The organism is uncultured Draconibacterium sp., from assembly GCF_913063105.1.
GTDB lineage: Bacteria > Bacteroidota > Bacteroidia > Bacteroidales > Prolixibacteraceae > Draconibacterium.
Genome location: NZ_CAJXYQ010000002.1, coordinates 96565 through 113499 on the forward strand (window position 1 = coordinate 96565; position 16935 = coordinate 113499).

The window sequence follows — 16935 nt, forward strand, 5'->3', positions numbered from 1 at the left end:
ACTTTACGACACTTTGTAAGCCAATAAAGCATCGCCATGCCTGATTAATAAAACCCCATTTGCCAAAACCGGGTGTGCAAAATGCTGCCCTGTTCCTCTTGTAACTTTTGCCTGGCCTGTTACTTTAAATTCATTGTTTGCAAAGCTAACAAGGTTTAAATCGCCATTCATACCATAACAAATAAACTTATTGTCGGCATAAATAATGCTGCCGGTAGCTGCTTTTACTTCGGCATCAACCGCCCCGGTTGCCGTATTTATAGCTAAAAGTTTATTGCCTTTAACCATTGTAAACAGGTGGTTGCCATATACAACATAGCCGTTAAAGTTATTTTTTATGACTGTATTTTTCCATACTTCGGTAAGTTTACCGTCGGCCGATAAATCCAACCTTATGGCACCATCCTCCTTCTCATTCCCGATAAAATAAATACTTCCGTTGGCATAAAGCGGCGAGTTGCAATGCTCTCCATCGTATTGGTAGTGCTCTATAAAGTACGAATCCAATACCTGGCCGTTATCGGCATCAAGAGTGTATAAATAGTGTCTGGAATGGGTAACCAGCACTTTTTTTTCAGGTAGCTGCACCAATATTGGCGAACAGTACGAAAAGGTGTCGCGCATGGCAGGAACCGACCAAATGGTATTGCCCGTTTTCCAGTCGAGAGCTACGGTGTTGTTTTGCTCGCCACCCGGGAAACAGTATACTTTGCCATCATCAACAAGTACTGATTCTGAATAACCAAAATAGTTTTCCAAGCCGTTCAGGTCTTTAATAATGTCCACCGCCCACAATTCTTTACCGTTTTCGGCTTCAAAACAGCCTATTCTTCCTTTACCCGATGTGGCAAAAACCATTTGTTCAACAATTGTTGGTGTAGAACGTGCCCCGGGGTAAGTAGCAGAAAATCCCTCGCCCATAAATTCCAGGCCGTTACTTGCCTCCCAAAGCAGGTTCCCGTTCAGGTCGATAGCGAAAACGACACTGGTACTGTCTTTTTCGCCGTTCACAAATATGGTATTGTTGTAAACCGCAGGTGATGCATATCCTTTACCAATACCCTCGTAGACCCAAAGTAGTTCCAAACCATTAGCCTCCCAGTGGTTTAACAGGCTTGTACCGTCATAAACACCTGTTCGGTGCTCGCCACGCCACTGTGCTATTTCTGCGGTATTTGAACGATCAGTTGATTTACATGAAGATAAAATGGATAGAATGGTTAGGGCAGGAAGCAATTGGTAAAATAGGAACCTGGTTGTCATAGCTGAGATTTTGGTTGTTTCAATTATCTGTATCCGGTGATTGTTTTAAATTACAAAAAATATATTGGCAGAGAAGCTATTGGCAGAGAAGCGTATTTTATTTGAATTTCTTCATCCTTTAAAACAGGCAATTTGTAAAAACCATATTGTACAGCAGTTGCTCAAACATAAAATTAGTTGACAAATACACATTTTTCCTGTAAATTTATAGAACTAAGCATTGGTATAAACCAAATTAAACGATAATCCGATGGTATCTAAACTGCTCCTCTTTATCTTTATTCTTCTGGCACTGATTTTTTTGGGATTGTTACTAAAAAACAAGAATGTAAAAGCAGGTTTTCTTAAATCAATTCTTTATGCGCTTGTACTGGCCGTTTTGATGGCTGCAGGTGGCTTTTTAGGATTAAATAATCTTCTTGAATTATCGTATTACTTTGTGTACATCTTTTTGGGTGCATGGATGCTGTTATTAGGTGTCACGCATGTATTCCTGCTAAAAAACCTGGTTTCGTGGACTGATGAAAAATCGTTTGGTACCGAATTGCTGTTTACCTTTTTTGCAGCTCTGCTGGGAGGAATAGGTTTGCAGCTTGTTTTGGGCCTGATAGGTTTCAAATTTTTAGTAGCGGTTAATTTAAGCACCTTGCTCTTATTTGTGCTGCCTTATGTTTTTTATGGAAGCGTACTGCGTTATCTGGCTATTCCTGTAAAAATACTCCGAAAATGGTATTATCCGGTTGATACACATATTGAAGACCCATCAGACCGGGAAATGGAAATGCCCCTGGTGGTTGGTTTCGAGTTTAAAAAGAAACACGACGATAAAAGCATGACCAGCTTTAGGGCAAAAGCGCCAAAAGAAATGGTGTTTGGCAAGCTTTTTTACTATTTTATCAACGACTACAACCACCGAAATCCGGATGAGAAAATAGAGTTCCTAAACCAAAAGGAAAAACCTTGGGGATGGATTTTTTATATTAAACCGAAGTGGTTTAGCAAGATCAAGTACATTGATCCGGAAGAAACCAACAGTTTTAACCTGATTAAAGAGAATTCCATTATTGTTTGTAAACGCTTAATAGAGAAATAAAATGAGTACCAGCAACCAGCATTTTCCTGTTAACTGGATTGACGGGATGAAAATAAATAAAGATCATTTTATTGCTACTGATTTAAACATTAGTCAACAGGTAAAAAATACTTACCTGGCATTTGTCAATCCGTTTAACTATGGTTTGCTTTTGGAGAATAATGTGGGTGGTAAGCACTCTCAAATTTTACTTGATATTGATGCGCAGAATACCGTGCATGCAAAAGTAGTAAACTGCAGTGCCGTAACCCGGGGTGGTATCCGTATTGATATAAAAGATAATTACTTTGCCGGGCAAGACCTGGAAACAAGCATTCCAAAAATTAGTGTGGCTGAACAGGAAGTAAAAACGCAAGATTTGTACATTGCACTAAGTGCCAATCCTTATCAACGAAAGCCCTTTGGTATTCCTGATGAGAACGAAACACCACCGCGCATGCCTTTTGTTTTACCGGGCTATACCTTGTCGTTGCACCCCGTTTCACAAATTGATAGTATTCGAACAGGAAATACCCTGGTGGTAGGAAAAATAATTTTTAAAGGCGAAAAACCGGAATTGGATGAAGATTATATCCCTCCATGTCAAACCATTTACAGTCATCCAAAACTTGCCGAATACCATGCACAACTGTTAAAAGTTATCGGACAAATTGAAATTGATATTGTTAGCATATTAAAACGAATACAGGATAAGCGACAAAGTACCACAATTGCTGAAACCGTTGCAGATGTTGCCAATTCGCTTTTGTTATTTCTGGATGTAAATGTGATTGAGTTTCGAAATATGGCAAAATATTACCCGCCTGTTTTTATTTTCGAACAGATGGCTGCTCTTGCACGAAATCTAAATAATTCAATAAACAAGCAGTCAACAGCCAATCGCGAAGAGTTACTAAATTATATTCAGGACTGGAGTAACCTAAAACAAGGAGAATTTGAAGAAATGCTTGCAAAAGCTATTGATTACCATTACGATCATGATGATATCCATGCCTCGATAAATGGATTGGCCCCTTTTGTTAATGCCATTTCAAAAATTTGTAATACCCTAAGCAACCTCGATTTTATTGGAAAGAAAAAAGACCGACAGATATTTGTAAAAGAACAGAAAGAAAAGCCCGGATCAAGTTTCCTGGTTGACTAAATTTAAAACTATACTTATATGGAAGCACTAAATAAGCAGGAAAGGACAGAAGCAGTATTAAAAATGCTATTATTTTTTGTTTTGGCAATTATAATTGTTGCCATACCTATGTATTACCTTTTTCGCTTGCCCGAAATAGAAGCAGAATGGAACAAAGAGCAATACGACGACGTGTTAAAAAAACTGGCCGACAGCGAACGGTTTGAGCAACAGTTTTTACAAAAAACCGATTCGGCCATTGCCCTGTTTACTGCCTACCAGAAAGAAGAGGATGAAGTTGCTCGTGACAAAATTCAGTTGCGCTATTCCAATGCCACCAATCAAATGGAAGATTATTTGCAACAGATTGAACAAGATAGTGTTAGGGCTGATTTGTATGATAACATTATTTACACCTTCAATAATTTGTTTAGTGCCTGGAACGCAAAAGTTGAGGTTGAGCAACAACTAGCCGAGGTATTGCACCAGAGTAAAAATAAGCAACAGGAACTTCGCGGAATAATTTCAGAACATTCGCAAAAAATTGAAGAAGAAGAATCCAAATCGTTTCAGGAAAAAGAAATTGAGCTGATAGCTGATGCGCTGCAAAAACATGGTGGTAGCAAACGTTTGGCAGCTAAAGAATTAGGTACTACAGAGCGAAAGTTGCGTAAAAGAATGAAAGAACTTGGCATGATTGATTAACTTTTTTCGATAAAACCATCACGCAAACTTATGCATGATTGACCATGAAGAAATAAAAGAAGTAGTTCAGAATATTTTTCAAGATATACGTGCGGAAACCGTGCTGGCCGATTTGTTGGCTAATGGAATGAACTATGATGATGTGCTTGTGCGGTATAAAGGACTTTTTAAACGCCGGTATGCCCGCGATATTGATCATGTTTTGGAAGCCGATCTTGCTAATTACCAGCGGGTTTTTGAGTTTTATATAAATCGAGACGGTCTTTACGATGCATTACCCCAAGGATTATTTCATAAAAAGTCGGGGCATGAATTGGATAAAGGCCGGAAATTTTCTGAAGATTCTAAAGAATTAAAACGTGAAGAAAACGAAGCCCGGCTGTTTTTTCTTCCTTTTGAAAACGAAATTTTTTATCAGCGGGTAAAGCTCGAACAAGAAGAGCAAAAAGTATTAAGTCGTTTTAGCGAAAAAATTTTTAATGATATTTACCCCGAACTATGGAATCTTCACCGGTCAATCGACCGGGAGTATATCTTCAAAATGGTTTTGTATTTGCACCTGGCACATAAAATTGCAGGAAACCTGCCGCTAACGGCAAAATGTTTAGAATCGATTATTGGCGAACCAACAAAAGTGGTAAAGAAAGAGGCCTCCGGTACCGATGGTTTTATAAATATGCAACCTAAACAAATGAGTGGGTTTTCGCTTGGAAAAGCAATGCTGGGAGTGAACTCAGTAACTGCCTACTGCCACCAAATGCAGCAGCTTGAAATCGAATTTCAAATAGGGCCATTACAGTTTGTCCGGCCTAAGGACTTTTTGCAAGATGCCCCTGTTTATCGGTTTCTTCAATGTTTCTACAGGTATTTTATTCCGGCTGAATTTGAAGTGCATACCCGCATAATTGTTGATGCCAGTATGCAAAATTTTAGCCTTAAAAATGCGCAAACCGGCCCGGTTTTAGGGTACGAAACTGCCATATAGTTAATAGCATGATTAGCGAATACTACAAATTGCCACTGAAGCCCGGACAACTGGTTAAAAAAATGGATCATGATAAATGTTCGTTGGTAGAATCGGTTGCCGGAATGGTACACCTTATTGCGGTTACCTGTTTCGGCGAATGCAAACACGACCAAACATTTGGGTGCGAGATTTGGGAGCACGATTTTGAAAATATTAGTAATCCGCAACAATACCGTGAAAAGCTCACAAAATCGGTGCAAAAAACAATTGAAAAGCAAGAGCCACGCTTAAGCAATATTGTTGTAGATATTCAAATAGAACAGATTGATTATCGGCTCATTCAACGAAGGATAAAAAGCCGGATTACAATGAAAGTTGACGGTAGGTTACGAACAACCAATGAGCCTTTTTCGCATTTCGATCAGTTTTTTATAGGCCCACTATCTTATTTTTAAATTATGCAAGAATCAAAAGAAAAAATAAGCAGCCGGATGCTTAAAAATGCATCACGAATTTGGGGATTTCAAGATACTCAATCGGAAAGTGCATTCGATCCTGTGGTTGGATTAATATTAAGTGCTTTGGCTGCCGAACTGGCAAAAATTTCAACAGAAATTCATACGGTTGAATCCAGAATTCTGGAAAAATTGGTAGAACTGCTTACCCCCGAGCCTATTACCGGGCCTTCGCCTGCACATGCTGTAATGCAGGCACAATCGTACGAAGCCGACCAATATATTGATGAAACCTACCAGTTTTATTTAAATAAAAGATTTGTGGTTAGAGGCGATCACAGTAAAAATGAAAAACCCGTATTTTTTACCCCTACCGGGCGTTACCGAATTTTTGATGGAAAGCTGAAATATATGGTTTCAGCTGCAAAAATGTATCAGTTTAACGAAGGCCTTGAAAAAGAAGTTATTGCTTTGGCACGCCAGTCAAATACCTTTAAAGTAGACGAATTTTGGCTCGGAATTGAATTAAATGAAGCGGTGGAATCATTGGAAAATCTTTCCTTATTTTTTGATTTACGCAACGAATCGTACAAAAAAAGTTTCTACGATTCCTTATCAAAAGCATATTGGAAGATTAACGAAAAAACAATTGGATTTACTGAAGGCCTCGTAAATAATAAACCCGAGGCCGATAGTTTAACCAGCTTGTTTTTAATGGAACAAGATGTTAGTTATAAAATTATTAAACATATAAACAGCTACTACAACAAACAATTTCAAACCATTGATGGCAAGGTGCAAAACAGCTTTGAAGCTTATCAATATAATGTTCCTGATGAGTTTTTTGATTGGTTTACCCATAGTGTTGTGCAGAAAATAGAGAATGGTTTATTGTGGTTAAAAGTAAAATTTCCGCAGGTGCTGCCAGCCGATGTGATTGATGATTTGACTTGTTCTATAAACTGCTTTCCGGTTATAAATCGCCACCTCGAGGAGTTTACCCAATCGGCTCGTAACTATGTAAATATTCTTCCCTTGCTTACCGAGGATGTTTTTTTTGATGTAAAATCAGTTGTAAGCTCCGAGGGTAAGCAATTTTCGAGAAAGTCTTTTTCGGGTATTAATGCGATTGAAGAAGGGACATATATTTTAAGAAACGGGGGAGTAGGAAGGTTTGACTCACGTGATTCTGCCGAGGTAATCAACTACCTTTTGGAGTTGCTTCGTGACGAAAGTGCTGCTTTTTCAATTATTGGAGCAGATATGATTACCACAGAGCTAAAAGAGTTAAGCCAGACAATAGCCCGTTTGGAAAGCCGATTGAAAGAAAGCCATGTTTTAAAAAAGAATATTCCATACCTGTTGTTAAAATCAAAAACCGAAGACGATACTATCTTTGTGGAATTCTGGACCACAAACGGAAGCTTTGGCAATAAAATTAAAGCCGGATCGCGTTTATTCGTTTATGAGGGAGCAGGATTATCGCCCGAGTCGTTGGTTTTCGTTTCTCCTACGCTTGGAGGCAGGGAAAGCCTGGAAACCGAAGATAGGGTTAATGCTTACCGTAAAGCTTTGCTTTCGCACGGAAGGATTGTAACAAAAGAAGACATTAGGGCACTCTGCTACGAGCATTTTGGCAACGAAATTAAGTCGGTTACCATAAAAAAAGGCTTGGAAACCGGACAAGGAACCCAAAGCGGATTTTCACAAACTCTCGATATCTTTATAACCATGGTAAAACCACCTTCCGTAGATGATGACACGGACCTTAAATTTATGAAAGATGATTTCTTATTAAAGCTTGAGGAACAATCGGCTAATGTTTTACCGTACCGTTGCTTCATAAATTATTCGTAAGCAAAGCGAAACGTGAAATCTTGTGCATTTCTGAGCAATTAATTTTAGTCAGCCCCTGAATTGTATCCGTTGAATAATTTATGTAATGGTAAGTGTTTAGTATTGTTGTTGTTAGGTTGTTTTTGAAAGCAGGTTTTTGTAACTTGTATTAACCAAAACAAACCAATGAAACAACTACTGTTTATAGCCGTATTTTTCATTTTTATTGTTGCCTGTTCATCAACAAAAAATGCTGCTGATACTGAAACAACTATTGCAAAAACACCCGATTATACCAGTGATACAACATTAGATGTTACTACAACAGCTAATGAGGTTGGGGAAGGTGAAAAAACGTACGAACCAATTTTTCATTCTGTAAAAAAAGGGGAAAGCCTTTGGGTAATTGCTCAAAAATACGGTGTTACGGTTAAAGCCATTGTTGATGCCAACAATATTGAAAATCCAAACCTGATAAAGGTGGGGCAGGAATTAAAAATTCCGGAAAAAGAATGAGCTTTTAGAAATTAACCCATTGTCATTCTTAACAAATCGTTTTGCACACCATACGAAAATGGCTTAAACTGGCAGTCGCCTTTTAGCAGGGTTATGGCGTAAGCAAGTCTCGAAATTCTCTTATTACCATCTCTGAATGGTTGCACTGAGCCTATGGCACCAAAATAGAATAAGGCATAATTTTCCCATTTTGCATCGCCTTGACTGGGCCAGCGGGCAAGGTCTTTATCCTTTAAAAACCATCTAAGCAAATACCTTCCTCCAACACTTGATGGATAATTTACTCCAAGTGTAATATTTCTGTATTCTTTACTCATGCCGGGTACCACTTTTTTGTGGGCATCAACAATAAAATGGTCATTGCGCCCCAATGGTGGAAGCGATTTATTTAAAACACAGTTCTCGTATAAAATAGTACGCACAGCAGGTTTTAAACTGGCATCCATTCCGGAGGTTACCATCCAATCACATGCTTTTCTAATTTCCTGCATCGGATTTCCTTTACTGCCGGTTGCAGTTGGCAGTTTCGATCTTAAACTACCCGAGGCCGCATGGTTCCATAACTGGTCGACATAAATTTTGCGGTTATCAATATTGCGCTTTTCCAGTGTAAGAAATGTTGAAACCTGCCCGGTAAAACTCTCAAGAGAGCTTGGGCTGTGGGTAAGCGGATTTTTTGTCTTTGGAAATTTTTCCCAAATCATACCAACAATATACGTTGCATACTGTCTGCCAATAAGAGTTTTTAAGCGCATATACTCGGGCAACGCTTCTGCAATTTTATAATATTCGTTTCGTGTAATCTCAATCGTTTTTTTCTTTGAGAATAAATCCAGTAATCCCATAATCTAAATTTTTATGAACATTTTAGCCTATTAAAACAGTGGGCCATCCCATAACAATTTTTCCACCGTGGGCAGTACTGTCACCCAATCGGGCAGCAGGACGCCCTCCAATCAAAACTGTTGTCGATCCCTGGGCAATGGGATCAGGTGGTCCAACGCATATACAAGTATCGCCAACAACAGCAGCAGGTAACCCGCCAATAAGTACATTGGGTACACCAGGCCCCATAACTGGGCCGCCTACGTGTGGTATTGGCGAAGGAAATGCCGGTGTTTGTGCCGGGCATGCATGCATATCCATAATTCTGGCAGCTGGTTGTCCCATGGTTAGTTTATTTTTACAAGAGCTCCTAAAATATTAATCATTGCTCCATTTAAATTTGCTGATTTTCCTCCGTTGATATTCGCATCAGTAGCTGCAGAAAGGCTTACTGAGGCACCTGAATTTACACTATAAGCGCCACCGTAAGAAAATGCTCCGGCACTACCGATGGTAGTATTCATACTCTTACCGCCGGTAATTGTCATCGCTCCTCCGGCAGTAAACGACAAATCGCCCGTTACTGTAATTGAAAGGTTTTTCATACAGTTCAGGGTTATACCATCAGGAGAAAGTTCGATAGAATTTTTATTCTCGTCTTCAATTATAATTTTTTTCTGACTATCATCCAACGTGAATTTCTTTTTTTGCGGTGTTTGAATAGTTGTTGCACCGGAGCCTTCATCAAATTGCAAACTTAGTCCGTTAAAAATAATGCCTTTTATATTGTTGGCTTTTTGCGGAAAATCGTCTTGTGGTTTGCCGTTGCCATTATAAACACTCCCAATAACAAAAGGGCGTTCCGGATTGTGCCCCTCAAAACCTACTAATACCTCGTCGCCAATATCCGGTGTAAAGTACATCCCTCGTCCAACTCCCGAATGCGGATTGGCGACCCTAATCCAGGGACTTTGCCCGTTGTTTTGCTGCCATACAAATCTTACCCTTATTCGGCCCAGCTTTTCAGGGTCTTTATTGTCGGTAACGATGGCTGTTTGTGGTTCGCAAACTACAGGTATTTCAGGATTGGTATAGTCCGGAACTGTTGCTTCTGCTGATACTCCTTTAAACTCATTTTTATAGTTTCCGGAGTTATCACAGAGGTGTTTTAATTCGGTAACAATGTATTCTCCATAATCGGTTGCGCCGCTTTTAACCACTTTTAAAGCCTTAATTTTTATTTTACCGCCTAATTTTACCAAAGGGTTTAGGCTATGGCCGTTTATCGTTGACATACCTGCGGCCTGCGCATTTTCTTTGAGCTCGGCCATTTCTGTTAACTGTTTGGCATAGGCATCTTTACTTACATTTAGGTGATTTATAAATGTTTGCGGCTCAAAAATGCCATGTTTGGCCGATTGGTCGTGGGCTACAGCACCAATTTCGTTTTGTTGCTTTTTGCCTTTTGATTTTGTTGCCTTATTTTCAATTGTTTGGTTTTTGTGGTAATCAAAAAATTTGTAATTGAAATTAAGTGGTTTTAAGCTAATTTTAAAATCAAAACTGGTTTGGTCAAGTCCTAAAGTCAATTCGGTAGCTGGTTTTGAGTTTAGCTTTCCAAAATGCAATTCGGTACCGTCATAGAACATCCATTCGCCAAATTTTGTAGCCAATCTTCGCAGAAAAGTATAGCTACTTTCGTTGTATTGCACTGTATATTCAAATTGTGTAGTGTTGCGTGTGTTTACCGTTGATTTTAACAAGTCGCGCGGATAAGGTTTGAGTACTTCTTCCACAATTTGTTTCAAATTTTTGGCTTCAAACGATCGGCATCCGGGAATATCGTCAAGAAGAAATTCGGGGCTTTTAGCCGATAAAGCAATGCTTTCATTATCAAGATACGACGACTTTAGCCCGTGCACATGAGTAATGAGGCCTTTAAAAACAATCCTTCCCGGTTCGCTTCCATCGCCTTTTGGGCTCACATCAATATTTATTACAATTGGCGAGCCAATAAAGGTTTTAGACTTATTAATTACAAAACTATCCAGTTCTTCCAGGGCATCAAGCCGGGCAACCACTTTTACCGAGTTCATGCCATATATGCTCTGGTTAATTTCAAGCGAAGTGTAGTCTTTTAGCTCAACTCCTTCAATTTCAATTTTCACCGCTGATGCAAGAGCCATCTTTTACACTTTTATTGGATTAATAATTTTTGAAACCTGTCCACGAATTCTCCATTTGTTCACCGGCAATAATCATTTTCTGTGCTGAAATTGTTATTCTGATGGTAACACTCGAAACTTCCTTAAATACTTCTTTATAATAAATGAGGTAGGCATTTTCAAATTCAATTGTTTTTACTGATTTCCCTTCAGGAGGGCCGATGAAAATGATTTTGCCGTTTTTTACCACATTATTAAACATCCAGTGCAGCAATTCGCCATCGTTTTCAATATCAAGAAGGACATTGATTTTTCCCCCTTTCATTCTGCCGCTAATTTGTCCTGTTGTGCTGTCGACACTTTGTAAAAATTCAAAATCACATTCGATGATTCGGATACCTTTTTGTTCTTTTCGGTGTCCTGATATATGTAGACGGGCTGATAAGGACATAATTATATTGCTTTAACAGGTTTTCGCATTAAGTTTTACCGAATGAAACTTTTTTAGGATTTCCATTCGTTAATAATTTCGCCATTGCCCATTATTATTACCTGGGCTACCAGCGTTATCGAAGTTATCATGGCCCCCGACCCCCCGGAGTGGTCGAAGGTTTCGCTAAACGACGAGATAAATGCATTTTTGAAACTAAGTTCTCTCATGGTAGCTTCCTCGTTACGTTTTATGTAAGTAATGGTGCCGTCTTTTAACATTTCGCCAATGCTGATGTGCTCAAAAAACAGGTTGTTTGCATTGGATTCCATGCTTATACTTATTTCGCCACCAACAGTTGACGATGTAGGCCTGCCCATTTCGTCAACGGCCCGGTAAACATTATAGCTGGAACTTAATACTCTAAATTCCTGGCCGGTAGTTTTAAATATTGCTTTAAATGACATAATTTTCAGATTTAAGTTGTTTCAAAAAAAGATGGTACCCGGCTAATCATCCAGCCATTCGTTGCTGTGCAATGCATTGCCCATTTGAATTTCTTTGGCAGAAAGAGAGATCGTGATCATTCCGTTTCCTGATTCGCCAAACGACTCGCTAAAATCGGTAACAAAAGCTTCCTTAAATTCGAATTCTTTTAGTTTACCTTCTTCTTCACTTTTCATGATGGTTATTTTGCCATCTTTACGCATAAAACTGTCGCACATCCATTCCAAAAACTCATTTTGTGCTGTTGATTCGAGTGTAAAATGGATTTCTCCGCCCTGAACTTCAGAAGCAGGTTGACCGGTGTGGTCGGTTAGCTGACGGAGGCTGTAGCTAAAGCTTTGTAACGGATGGGTTTTTCCATCCACTTCTACTGAAATATTCGACTTTGCTAACATAACTTGGTTATTTTAAGATTTATACAATAAGCTATCAATCAAATTAGTTTTGTTCATAATCTGAATCCCATTCGGTGCCATCATCGCCTTTTTGTCCATCCATTTTTATCATGAAATTTTTGGCCGGGAAATAAGGTGTCATATGAATATCAAGATAGATACGGTCTTTTTGCACGGGGTCTTGCTCGAAACGTTTTACCGAAAAGTTTTCAATAAGTTTGCCGGGGCCGGTAATGCTGTCGAGAAATTTAACAATTTGCGAAAGAATTTCTTTTCGTGTTTTTACATTAAAATTCTCAAAAGCCCTGCGGTTCAGAAAATCCATCATTACTTTGGTAACGTAGTCGAAAACCCGAACAACAGAGTAGGTTTGCAGGCCAAGGTTGTCGCCATTAAAAAGTGTTTTTGCCGAAAAAGCCATTACTTTGCCATATTCGTTAACCATGGGCACTAATCCCATTTTTTCAAGATTGGCAATTTCACTTTTTTTCAGGTCGAAGGCCACACCATCTACTTCGTTAAGACCACCATGTTTTTTACCCGCCGCCACCTGCGACATTAGTGTGTTGTAAATAGTTCCGGCCAGAGCTCCTGACGGTGGAACAAATAGCTCTTCATCTTCGCCAATTTCGTCAATTTTATCTCTTCCAACCAGCCAGTTACAGGCCATCATTACGTTCGACCGATACATGTCGCCACCGGTTAAGTTGGCCATTTCAAACAGGTCCATCACATCGTCAGGATTATCGAGGTGTTCAAAATCAGTTACGAGCATTACCTTATTGTCGTGTGCTATTTTTGCCCATTTCTCAACCACCTTGTTCGATCCAAGGTAGCCTGGTACTACTAAAATCCCATAATTATCGCGTAGGTCAAGGCGGTCGAAATTGTTTACCAACTCGGCCTGCACGGCATCAATAAAACGGGTGTCGTCGAGGTCTTTTAACTGATCGAGGTCGGCATTTAATACCGATAGGTTTTTAAGTTTGGTGCTTTCTGTATTTTTGAAAAACAGTGCTGCCGAGCGATAGGAACGTTCCAGGTCCTTAGTGGCTTCAATGGCTTTTGCCATATTTGATTTGTAAGTTTTTTCGGCTACTTCAATATTTTTTTCGCTGGCTTCAACCATATCCGAAATACTGTTCGAAGATTCCAGAACGGCTGCCCAAAGTTGAAGTGTTTTTTTCAACTCGTCGCGTTCGTTTTTATAGGCTGATTCGGACAGGAAAATACGTTTTCTGGCTTTTCGTTCCGGATTCATGTTTTCAACACCTTTAAAGGCCATTTCCAGAAGATCGAAACCACCGCTTCCGGCTAATTTATCGAGACCGGTTTTTAATTGTTCCGCCGGATTTTCAATTCCTTTTACATTTTCTGCTACTTTTTCTTTGTATTGAGCAATATTTTGTGCGCTCTCTAATTCTGCCATAACTTTAATTTTTAAGTGTTAATAATTTTGGGTCAGTAATTACTTCGCTTCTTCCAGTTCTTTTATTAAAGCATACATAACACCAAGCAAATCGGCTTTTGTGTCCGGATTTTCTAGTGTTTTTCGCAATAGTTTGTTGCTTTTCAGCTGCTTAATAATTTTCTGGTATTGCTCTTTTTCAATATTTAAATCTTTTAGAAACTCACTTTGCGCAGTTATTCCTTTCATTCCAAAATCTGATAATCCTCTGAATGACAGGCTTTCTTCTTTGCCAACCCCTTCGCTGTCTTCAAACTCCACGTCAACTTTTGGCTTGTAATGCTCAAAAACATCATCGATGGTTTGCAGTCCCTCCACAATCTGTGGCTTGATAGGTGCATCGCCGGTAAGTTTTTCACAAAATAAAGTTCGGTTTTGCGGTATTTCGGCAAATGCTTCACTGGCATCGCCTTTTACTTCTGTTCCGCCTATTCCATACTCTTGCATAATCGTTTATTTTAAGTTAGAAATTATTGTATTTACGCTAATGTTTCCCATTTCAAATCCTTGTTCTCATCAAGTGATAGCTGAAGTTTTGATCCTTTGGAAATTTCTCCTGCAATTATTTTTTTAGAAAGTGGTCGGCGGAGTTTATTCCGGATGACCCCCAGAAGGGGACGTGCACCAAATTTCGGTGTAAATCCCGATTTTGCCAGCACTTCTTTTGCTTCTTGCTGAATGATTAATTCAATGCCTTGTGCAGCAAGTGATTTGTAGAGGTTTTTTAAATGGATATCAAAAATTTTCACCACATTTTCTTCGCTGATTGGAGCAAAAGGAATGATTTCTGTCAGTCTGCCTAAAAACTCGGGGCGGAAATAATTTTCCATAATTTCGGCCAGCTTGTCTGATGGCGGAACGTTGCCTTTGGCAAATTCATCAACAATGTATGAACTGCCTATATTCGAGGTAAAGAGAATAACAGCATTTGAAAAATCGCCTTCTTTTCCTAAACGGTCATGCAGTTTGCCTTCATCAAGAATTTGCAAAAAAATGTCGAATACCGAAGTATGTGCTTTCTCAATCTCATCAAAAAGTACAATGGCATAGGGTTTTTGCCGAATTTTATTAACCAGCAAACCGCCTTCTTCGTACCCCACGTAACCCGGAGGTGCGCCATAAAGCAGGGCAGCTGAGTGTTCTTCTTTAAATTCCGACATATCGAAGCGAATTAGTGCAGTTTCGTCGTTAAACAGAAATTCGGCCAGTGTTTTTGCCAGTTCGGTTTTTCCTGTTCCTGTAGGCCCTAAAAAGAAAAACGAACCGATAGGTTGCCCGGGTTTGCTTAATCCCGAGCGTGATTCGCGAATCGCTTCTGCAATACTTTTAATTCCATGATTTTGGCCAACCACACGCTTTTGCAAATGGCTTTCAATGTTAAGCAGGCGTTCTTTCTCCTGGGTCTGCACTTTCCCAATTGGTACTCCCGTTTTATGGGCCACCACGGCGGCCAAATCCGATTTCTCGAGCGTGTCGTTTGTTTCTTTTGCAATGGCAGAAAGGTTTTCCAGGGTTTTATTCAGCATGCTTTGCATTTCCGCTATGCTCGATGCCGATTCAACATGCTGTTCTTCATTTAGTTTAATGAGTATAACAGGGCTAAGTCGTTCTTTTAACTGCGAATTAAACCATAAAATTTCCTTTTTGAGTTCTTCTTCAGATAAGGCATTTTTATTCCCGATGTAATCCGATAATTCATTTCTTAACGATTCTATTTCGGCTTGGCTCGTATCCTGCATCATTTTAACAACAGCCATTGAACGGTCGATGAGGTCTATAGCAGCATCCGGCAGGCAGCGCTCTTTCAGGTAGCGTTTTGATAGCAGTACTGCCTCTTCAAGGTTTTCTTTATTTACTTTTATTTTATGATGTTCTTCGTAAACCGGAATTATTTTTTCGAGCATGCGCAGACATCCGGCAGTATCGGGTTCTTCAATTTTAAGTATTTCAAACTTTCTTTTGAAGGCCTCGTCGTTTTCGATGGTTTTGGTATAATTATCGATAGAGGTGGTGCCGATTACGGTTAGTTTGCCTTTGTCGAGCTCGGGTTTTAGTAGGTTTGCTGCTCCTGATGCCCCTGCCTGGTTATCAAGCAGCATGTGTATTTCATCAATAAAAAGAATCGCTTTTTCGTACTGCTCTATTTCTTTAATAATATTTTTTAGCCGGTCTTCCACTTCTCCTTTGTACGATGCCCCTGCTATAAGTGAGCCAAAATCAAGTTCAAATATTTTTACGTTTTTTAGGTTTTCAGGAACTTTGTCGGCAACAATATTTTGTGCAAATCCGTGCACCAGAGCGGTTTTTCCAACGCCCGGGTCGCCCATAATAATTACATTGGGTTTCGATCTTCGGCCCAGTATTTCGGCCATCATTCTAATTTCTTTATCGCGGCTTACAACAGGATCGAGTTTACCCTGCTGTGCTTCTGTTGTTAAATCGGTGCAATATTTTAACAGTGCTGTTTGTTTTTTTGTGGACCTTTTAGTGGTCCCTTCTTCCTGTTTTTTTTCATCAGCACCAATTACATTTTCTAGGTTTGCTTGTTCAATTACCTGGTCGAGCAATTCCTGTTCCTTCAGGTTAAACGTTTTTAACTGTTCATAGGTAAAACCAACACCCGGAATGGTTAATGCAATAAGCACACATTCGGGTGTAATTGTATCTTCCGAGATTTTCAGTCGTACATTATCGGCTTCGTTAAAAACAGCTTTTACATCAATATCGGCCTTGGGCTGATCGCTTATTTTACTTGCTTTCGGATAAGTTTCAATGCGCATTTCGGCCCATTCTTCCATGTAATAAAAATCTTTTTTCATGGCTTCCAGCAGGGGAATTAATCCAATTTCTTTGTGCAGCAAGGCTTTGAGCAGGTGTGCCGGAGAGAATTCAGCATTCATAAATTCTTTGGCAATAGCCTGGGCAATGTTTATAGCTTGTTTTAGTTTGTCGGAAAGTACAAAGTCCATTTCAGGTTGTTTTATAGTTTACCATTGCAACCCTGGCTTTGGATGTACTTAATTGGATGATTGATATTTTATAAACCGATTGACAGAAAAACCAATTTGCTGTTTTTATTTTCTATCAAAATGTGGTGCAGAGAACTTCAAAAAGAAGTAAAGTAGTGTCCGTATTAAGTACAATTTACGGCATTATTCAATCATTGTCAAGTTATTGACAGGAAATA

At 39.3% G+C, this 16935-nt stretch carries 17 protein-coding genes; 7 read left to right on the forward strand and 10 right to left on the reverse strand.

Annotated features, from left to right (window positions below):
- Positions 1-3: 3 nt before the first annotated feature.
- Entirely contained in the window at positions 4-1263 is a 1260-nt protein-coding gene (locus QZ574_RS02075) for a PQQ-binding-like beta-propeller repeat protein (protein ID WP_297086281.1), read from the reverse strand.
- 250 nt (positions 1264-1513) lie between these two features.
- On the opposite strand from QZ574_RS02075, the gene QZ574_RS02080 reads away from it, so the two are divergent.
- The 7 genes from QZ574_RS02080 to QZ574_RS02110 all read left to right on the forward strand — a co-directional run bounded on the left by QZ574_RS02080 (position 1514) and on the right by QZ574_RS02110 (position 7958).
- Entirely contained in the window at positions 1514-2356 is an 843-nt protein-coding gene (locus QZ574_RS02080; RefSeq protein WP_297086282.1) for a TssN family type VI secretion system protein, read from the forward strand.
- Position 2357: 1 nt separating this feature from the next.
- Entirely contained in the window at positions 2358-3500 is a 1143-nt protein-coding gene (gene tssK, locus QZ574_RS02085) for a type VI secretion system baseplate subunit TssK (RefSeq protein WP_297086284.1), read from the forward strand.
- Between the two features lie 18 nt (positions 3501-3518).
- Entirely contained in the window at positions 3519-4184 is a 666-nt protein-coding gene (locus QZ574_RS02090) for a helix-turn-helix domain-containing protein (protein WP_297086286.1), read from the forward strand.
- Between the two features lie 34 nt (positions 4185-4218).
- Entirely contained in the window at positions 4219-5169 is a 951-nt protein-coding gene (locus QZ574_RS02095; RefSeq protein WP_297086288.1) for a hypothetical protein, read from the forward strand.
- 8 nt (positions 5170-5177) lie between these two features.
- Positions 5178-5606, forward strand: a complete 429-nt coding sequence (locus QZ574_RS02100) for a GPW/gp25 family protein (RefSeq protein WP_297086289.1) — start codon at positions 5178-5180, stop codon at positions 5604-5606.
- 3 nt (positions 5607-5609) lie between these two features.
- Entirely contained in the window at positions 5610-7463 is a 1854-nt protein-coding gene (locus QZ574_RS02105) for a type VI secretion system baseplate subunit TssF (RefSeq protein WP_297086290.1), read from the forward strand.
- Between the two features lie 165 nt (positions 7464-7628).
- Positions 7629-7958 (forward strand): LysM peptidoglycan-binding domain-containing protein, encoded by a 330-nt coding sequence (locus tag QZ574_RS02110; protein WP_297086291.1) that lies wholly within the window; start codon positions 7629-7631, stop codon positions 7956-7958.
- A gap of 11 nt (positions 7959-7969) precedes the next feature.
- Here the strand turns inward: QZ574_RS02110 and QZ574_RS02115 are convergent, their stop codons facing one another.
- The 9 genes from QZ574_RS02115 to QZ574_RS02155 are packed head-to-tail and all read right to left on the reverse strand — an operon-like array spanning position 7970 to position 16717.
- Positions 7970-8803 (reverse strand): Fic family protein, encoded by an 834-nt coding sequence (locus QZ574_RS02115; protein WP_297086292.1) that lies wholly within the window; start codon positions 8801-8803, stop codon positions 7970-7972.
- Positions 8804-8825: 22 nt separating this feature from the next.
- Entirely contained in the window at positions 8826-9128 is a 303-nt protein-coding gene (locus tag QZ574_RS02120) for a PAAR domain-containing protein (protein WP_297086293.1), read from the reverse strand.
- 2 nt (positions 9129-9130) lie between these two features.
- Positions 9131-10969 (reverse strand): type VI secretion system tip protein VgrG, encoded by a 1839-nt coding sequence (gene vgrG / locus QZ574_RS02125; RefSeq protein WP_297086294.1) that lies wholly within the window; start codon positions 10967-10969, stop codon positions 9131-9133.
- A 19-nt stretch (positions 10970-10988) separates the two neighbouring features.
- Positions 10989-11399, reverse strand: coding sequence for a type VI secretion system tube protein TssD (tssD, locus tag QZ574_RS02130; protein ID WP_297086295.1), 411 nt, complete (start codon positions 11397-11399; stop codon positions 10989-10991).
- A gap of 53 nt (positions 11400-11452) precedes the next feature.
- On the reverse strand, positions 11453-11845 hold the full coding sequence (tssD, locus tag QZ574_RS02135) for a type VI secretion system tube protein TssD (protein WP_297086296.1): 393 nt from the start codon (positions 11843-11845) through the stop codon (positions 11453-11455).
- A 42-nt stretch (positions 11846-11887) separates the two neighbouring features.
- A complete protein-coding gene (gene tssD, locus QZ574_RS02140; RefSeq protein WP_297086297.1) occupies positions 11888-12280 on the reverse strand; it encodes a type VI secretion system tube protein TssD in 393 nt (130 codons plus the stop codon).
- Between the two features lie 43 nt (positions 12281-12323).
- Positions 12324-13709, reverse strand: a complete 1386-nt coding sequence (locus tag QZ574_RS02145; protein WP_297086298.1) for a DUF5458 family protein — start codon at positions 13707-13709, stop codon at positions 12324-12326.
- 39 nt (positions 13710-13748) lie between these two features.
- A complete protein-coding gene (locus QZ574_RS02150; RefSeq protein ID WP_297086299.1) occupies positions 13749-14195 on the reverse strand; it encodes a hypothetical protein in 447 nt (148 codons plus the stop codon).
- 32 nt (positions 14196-14227) lie between these two features.
- On the reverse strand, positions 14228-16717 hold the full coding sequence (locus QZ574_RS02155; RefSeq protein ID WP_297086301.1) for an ATP-dependent Clp protease ATP-binding subunit: 2490 nt from the start codon (positions 16715-16717) through the stop codon (positions 14228-14230).
- Positions 16718-16935 lie beyond the last annotated feature (218 nt).

Bases quoted from the DNA above. Each gene is read 5' to 3' on its own strand.
- QZ574_RS02100 (WP_297086289.1), top strand. From the start codon at position 5,178: ATGATTAGCGAATACTACAAATTGCCACTGAAGCCCGGACAACTGGTT.
- tssD (WP_297086295.1), bottom strand. From the start codon at position 11,399: ATGTCCTTATCAGCCCGTCTACATATATCAGGACACCGAAAAGAACAA.
- QZ574_RS02115 (WP_297086292.1), bottom strand. From the start codon at position 8,803: ATGGGATTACTGGATTTATTCTCAAAGAAAAAAACGATTGAGATTACA.
- vgrG (WP_297086294.1), bottom strand. From the start codon at position 10,969: ATGGCTCTTGCATCAGCGGTGAAAATTGAAATTGAAGGAGTTGAGCTA.
- QZ574_RS02120 (WP_297086293.1), bottom strand. From the start codon at position 9,128: ATGGGACAACCAGCTGCCAGAATTATGGATATGCATGCATGCCCGGCA.
- QZ574_RS02155 (WP_297086301.1), bottom strand. From the start codon at position 16,717: ATGGACTTTGTACTTTCCGACAAACTAAAACAAGCTATAAACATTGCC.
- QZ574_RS02145 (WP_297086298.1), bottom strand. From the start codon at position 13,709: ATGGCAGAATTAGAGAGCGCACAAAATATTGCTCAATACAAAGAAAAA.
- tssD (WP_297086297.1), bottom strand. From the start codon at position 12,280: ATGTTAGCAAAGTCGAATATTTCAGTAGAAGTGGATGGAAAAACCCAT.
- QZ574_RS02110 (WP_297086291.1), top strand. From the start codon at position 7,629: ATGAAACAACTACTGTTTATAGCCGTATTTTTCATTTTTATTGTTGCC.
- QZ574_RS02090 (WP_297086286.1), top strand. From the start codon at position 3,519: ATGGAAGCACTAAATAAGCAGGAAAGGACAGAAGCAGTATTAAAAATG.
- tssD (WP_297086296.1), bottom strand. From the start codon at position 11,845: ATGTCATTTAAAGCAATATTTAAAACTACCGGCCAGGAATTTAGAGTA.
- tssK (WP_297086284.1), top strand. From the start codon at position 2,358: ATGAGTACCAGCAACCAGCATTTTCCTGTTAACTGGATTGACGGGATG.
- QZ574_RS02105 (WP_297086290.1), top strand. From the start codon at position 5,610: ATGCAAGAATCAAAAGAAAAAATAAGCAGCCGGATGCTTAAAAATGCA.
- QZ574_RS02075 (WP_297086281.1), bottom strand. From the start codon at position 1,263: ATGACAACCAGGTTCCTATTTTACCAATTGCTTCCTGCCCTAACCATT.
- QZ574_RS02095 (WP_297086288.1), top strand. From the start codon at position 4,219: ATGATTGACCATGAAGAAATAAAAGAAGTAGTTCAGAATATTTTTCAA.
- QZ574_RS02080 (WP_297086282.1), top strand. From the start codon at position 1,514: ATGGTATCTAAACTGCTCCTCTTTATCTTTATTCTTCTGGCACTGATT.
- QZ574_RS02150 (WP_297086299.1), bottom strand. From the start codon at position 14,195: ATGCAAGAGTATGGAATAGGCGGAACAGAAGTAAAAGGCGATGCCAGT.